General features: G+C 61.3%; 8 protein-coding genes and 2 tRNA genes. 5 read left to right on the top strand and 5 right to left on the bottom strand.

Going from position 1 to position 4,083, the window contains the following annotated elements:
• Positions 1 to 58 precede the first annotated feature (58 nt).
• Positions 59 to 763, top strand: a complete 705-nt coding sequence (hdaA, locus tag EN939_RS23655; protein WP_127270080.1) for a DnaA regulatory inactivator HdaA — start codon at positions 59 to 61, stop codon at positions 761 to 763.
• A gap of 14 nt (positions 764 to 777) precedes the next feature.
• Here the strand turns inward: hdaA and EN939_RS23650 are convergent, their stop codons facing one another.
• Both EN939_RS23650 and EN939_RS23645 read right to left on the bottom strand, forming a co-directional pair.
• On the bottom strand, positions 778 to 1,059 hold the full coding sequence (locus tag EN939_RS23650; protein WP_127270077.1) for a hypothetical protein: 282 nt from the start codon (positions 1,057 to 1,059) through the stop codon (positions 778 to 780).
• A gap of 93 nt (positions 1,060 to 1,152) precedes the next feature.
• A tRNA-Pro gene (locus EN939_RS23645) sits at positions 1,153 to 1,229 on the bottom strand.
• 140 nt (positions 1,230 to 1,369) lie between these two features.
• Between EN939_RS23645 and EN939_RS23640 the strand changes: the two genes are divergently transcribed.
• Both EN939_RS23640 and EN939_RS23635 read left to right on the top strand, forming a co-directional pair.
• Entirely contained in the window at positions 1,370 to 1,675 is a 306-nt protein-coding gene (locus EN939_RS23640) for an ETC complex I subunit (protein WP_023812590.1), read from the top strand.
• Between the two features lie 47 nt (positions 1,676 to 1,722).
• Positions 1,723 to 1,799 (top strand) — tRNA-Arg (locus EN939_RS23635).
• Between the two features lie 86 nt (positions 1,800 to 1,885).
• On the opposite strand, the gene EN939_RS23630 is transcribed toward EN939_RS23635, so the two are convergent.
• Genes EN939_RS23630 through EN939_RS23620 form a run of 3 tightly spaced genes read right to left on the bottom strand, consistent with a single transcriptional unit; the run spans position 1,886 to position 2,769 of the window.
• Complete coding sequence (locus EN939_RS23630; protein WP_127270075.1) at positions 1,886 to 2,164, bottom strand: hypothetical protein; 279 nt, start codon at positions 2,162 to 2,164, stop codon at positions 1,886 to 1,888.
• Positions 2,165 to 2,203: 39 nt separating this feature from the next.
• Positions 2,204 to 2,485 (bottom strand): helix-turn-helix domain-containing protein, encoded by a 282-nt coding sequence (locus EN939_RS23625; RefSeq protein WP_127270073.1) that lies wholly within the window; start codon positions 2,483 to 2,485, stop codon positions 2,204 to 2,206.
• A complete protein-coding gene (locus EN939_RS23620) occupies positions 2,482 to 2,769 on the bottom strand; it encodes a hypothetical protein (protein WP_164749088.1) in 288 nt (95 codons plus the stop codon). The genes EN939_RS23625 and EN939_RS23620 overlap by 4 nt, the downstream gene beginning before the upstream one ends.
• A 306-nt stretch (positions 2,770 to 3,075) precedes the next feature.
• On the opposite strand from EN939_RS23620, the gene EN939_RS23615 reads away from it, so the two are divergent.
• A complete protein-coding gene (locus EN939_RS23615) occupies positions 3,076 to 3,297 on the top strand; it encodes a hypothetical protein (protein ID WP_127270071.1) in 222 nt (73 codons plus the stop codon).
• A gap of 253 nt (positions 3,298 to 3,550) precedes the next feature.
• Positions 3,551 to 4,083 (top strand): GGDEF domain-containing protein (locus EN939_RS39750; protein WP_164751168.1); only part of this gene is annotated, 533 nt, incomplete at its 3' end.

The raw sequence follows: 4,083 nt of genomic DNA, 5'->3' as shown, positions 1-4,083 counted from the left end.
GTGCCGCAGCTCCCGGCCGATCGCGGCGGCGGCCACCGCACGCAACCGCGTCGCTGAAGTGCCCGCCCAGCCACCCGACCCGCCACGCCAGTTGCCGCTCGATCTCGGCCATGGCACCGGCTATTCGCGCGACGAACTCGTCGTCTCCGGCACCAACAACCAGGCCGTGGCGCTGGTCGACCGCTGGCCGGACTGGCCATCGCCGGTGGTGGTGCTGGCCGGTCCCGCGGGTTCGGGCAAGACGCATCTGGCCTCGATCTGGCGCGCGCGTGTCAATGCGGTGGCGGTCGACGCCAGGCGCATCGGCGACAGCATTGCCAATCTCGGCGCGCGGCCGGCGCTGATCGACGATGTCGATACCGGCGCGGTCGATGAACAGGGCCTGTTCCATCTGATCAATACGGTGCGTGGTGCCGGGTCGACGCTGCTCCTGACGGCGCGCCGCTTCCCGTCCGCCTGGCGCGTCACGCTGCCTGATCTCGCCTCACGGCTGAAAGCGGCGGCGACAGTCGAAATTCATGAGCCCGACGATCTCCTGCTCGCCGGCGTCATCACAAAACTCTTCGCCGACCGTCAGATCGAAGTCGAACCGCATGTCGTGCAGTATCTGGTCCGCCGTATCGAGCGCTCGCTGGCGACAGCGATGCGCGTGGTGGAGCGGCTCGACCGGACCGCGCTCGAACGCAAGACGCCGATCACCAGGGCGCTGGCAGCCGAAACCGTCAACGCCATGGATGAAGGGCAGGGCGAATTCGAGATTTAGCTGAGAGGTCAGTCTCAGAGCCACATTACGGCGAAATGACGGACCGCGAGGTAGACGGCAGAGTGAGCGGCGATATAGCCGGCGGCGACCAGCACAAACATTCCGATACTGACACGCCAGGAGCGGGAGACGACGGCGCCTGGGGCCTGCCTCGCCTGTCTGCGGCTTTCACGGTTGTTCCACATCGCCAGCGCGGCGCAGGCAATTGCCCACGTCACCATGAACGGAACGGTGATGCCGGCATAGGCAAAGTAGGCCGGTCCGAAAAGCGACACCCAGGCATCCATTCCAAGCATCTGAACCCCCTGTTGCCGAACCGGCCACGAATCCACGACCGGAGCCGGAGCAAGTGACCATATGGCTGCGCCGGGCATTGGGCTGTGAGGGGATGGTCGGAGTGGAGAGATTCGAACTCCCGACCCTCTGGTCCCAAACCAGATGCGCTACCAGGCTGCGCTACACTCCGAACGGTCTGTTGCCTATTCATTTCGGTGGTGCATGGCAAGTGCAAAAACCTGCGAGAGCAAAAACCTTGCCGCCGTGCGCATTGCGCAGTAATGACGGGCGAAGGGTGGCGATGCTGCCTTGCACAAGAACGAGGTGGCCATGTCCGCGCGCATTTTCAGCCCAGCCAAAACCGCGATGCAGTCCGGCAAGGCCAAGACCGGCCACTGGGTGCTGGAATTCGATCCCGAGACGCGCAAGAAGATCGATCCGCTGATGGGCTATACGACGTCGGCAGACATGAGAAGCCAGATCAGGCTTAGCTTCGACACGCGGGAAGAGGCGGTAGCCTACGCCGAAAAGCAAGGGCTCGCTTTCCGCGTCGAAGAGCCGAAAGAGACCAAGCGCCGCCAGATTTCCTATGCGGAGAATTTCCGCTATGACCGCAGGACGCCCTGGACGCATTGAACGGCGGCCAATGCCAGAATATCCAGCCGGCCCAAAGGCCGGCCAGCGGTCCCGTAGCTCAGCTGGATAGAGCACCGGCCTTCTAAGCCGATGGTCACAGGTTCGAATCCTGTCGGGATCGCCAAAGCCTTTCGGTCCGTTCCGGACACATAGGTTACGGTTTATACCGGAGACGTGGGCTTTCAGAGAGCGGCATCGGGCCTCGTGCGCTCAAACCGCCGCGGCCAGAAGCAGCGTTACCCCCAGGACCGTCGACGCATAGATCGTCGCTAGAAGCACGATCGGCCGAGGATACTCGGCGGGTGTCGCGAGGCCGGCAAAGTCGGGATTTCGGGTTTCGGTGCCGGGCCACGGGACGTCGTCGTCGGCGGCGGCGTTGTCATTGCAAGCGCGCACAGAAAAACGCCGGGCTATATCGGCGGCGATCAGAGGATCGTCCGCCACCAATTTCGACCAGTCCGAAACAATGCCGATTTCACGTTTGAACATCGCTCGCCTCCCGTTTGCGCTCTAACAGCGATATCTAAATTATGTTCCACCGATAGTTTGACGAGGCGGACCGCTCTTGGTCACTGCGGCCTTCTGATTGACGAAAATCACGCCTGCTGCCTCCAACCCTCGACGGATGGCAGCCAGCTTGGCCGAACTCGGAATCCTTCGTCCGCTCTCGAAACTGCCAATCGTTCCTTCGCTGAGGCCGCACTTCGCGGCGAGTCGCACCTGCGACCATTTCAGCATCGCTCGTGCGGCTCTGCACTGCTGGGATGTAAGGGGCTGGATCCCTGAAACGGTGGAGCTTCGCTTGTTCACATCCTCAGATCCCTTCGCTTCGGCGGGACATGGCTTTGCACCAGGCGTACCTTGTCCCTATCCACTGTGACCATTGTCCCGAGCGATACCGTGACCTTGTCGCCGTCGATTCGCGTAACGCCGCCGGATAATTCCATCAGCTGGCCCTTGGTCAGCCTGGTCGCCGGATCAATGACCGAATGCGGAAAATTGTAACCGGGGATCGACACGCTGACGCGGTCTTCCGTGACGCGCTTCAGCACCGTCGCCATGACCGCCACTTCGTCGCCGACCTTTATTGCCATGCCACTGATTCTGGGGCGTCATCTGCCGGCGTCAAGGATTAGCTAGATCTGATATAACAAAATCGCGGAATCAGCTTTCTCCATGCAGGGTCGCCCCGACAGCGGCAAATACCGCAAGCCGTCCAACTCTGTTCGGTGATGAGGCGTTGGCGTGGCTCGGGCAGCCGCCCGGCGCCAGCGTATTATTTCGTGACTCCGCCTTTTCGGAACCTTCCTGCGCACAGCGCGTTCGGCCCGCTGTATTCGAGAACCCTCATATAAAAGTGGACAGGCGGGAGGCAAACAAGGGTGGGGAGGAGTGTTGCCATGTCGAAGCGAGAAATAGGCATATCTTCGGCTCTGGATCGGCGTATCGCCGATCTCAAGGCCAAGATGCAGGACGCCCGGATCACGGAATACGAAATGAAAACCTTTCAAAAAGTGGCTTCAGCCATGGGAGGCGACGGAGGTTCCCTGCGCCTCGATGCCGACGACCTGATCGCGGCATCCTTTGTCGTCGATGCGCTGAGTGAGTCAACGCTCAACTGACGACGCGGTCTGGTTCGCGCGCCGTTTTGCCCTTGTCCGGCCGGCAATTGGCTCACGCCTTCAAGCTCTGAAACAGGATGGCTGCTTTCAGCGGCCGTCTTGTGGCACGTTTGCGCAAGCCTCCGTCGCAAGTCACCGATCGGGGCTGGCGGGGGGATTTGATTCCGCCGCCCGACAGAAATTGGAGGGAAAGTCTTATCAATTTGTTTGGGTTGGTGCGTCATAGTAGCGACGGCTAACGGAGTTGAACGGGATGAAGCTCGATCTGTCGCCGACGAGCTGGGGCAGGGTGATCGCTGTCACGGTAGTCGGTACTGCATTCTTCATTGCCGTGGCGTTCTTCGTCGATTCCTTCAATTTCCCCTATCTTTCGCCCGAGGCCGTGTGGCGGGCGAAGATGACCGACTTGTTGCTGCCTTTGGTGCTGGGCGGCTCGTTTCTGTTTTTCCTGATGTGGAAGATTCGCCAGCTGGCCATCGCGCAGCGCGATCTCAGCATCATCGCCGCGACAGACAGCCTGACGGCGGTGCTGAACCGTGGCGCCTTCTCTATGCTGGTCGAAGCCTATCTCGAGCAGACCCGAAAGCAGGAGCAGACCCGTTCGGGGGCGCTGCTGATCATCGACGCCGACCACTTCAAGTCGATCAATGACCGCCTGGGTCACGATTGCGGAGACCAGGCGCTCAAACTGATAGCACAGGCGATCAAAGGGCAACTGCGTGGCGGCGATATCGTCGGCCGCATCGGAGGCGAAGAATTCGGCGTGTTTCTGCCCGGCGTGGACCC

This window comes from Mesorhizobium sp. M7A.F.Ca.CA.002.05.1.1 (assembly GCF_003998335.1).
Lineage (GTDB): Bacteria > Pseudomonadota > Alphaproteobacteria > Rhizobiales > Rhizobiaceae > Mesorhizobium.
This window is presented reverse-complemented; position numbering and strand designations above follow the sequence as displayed.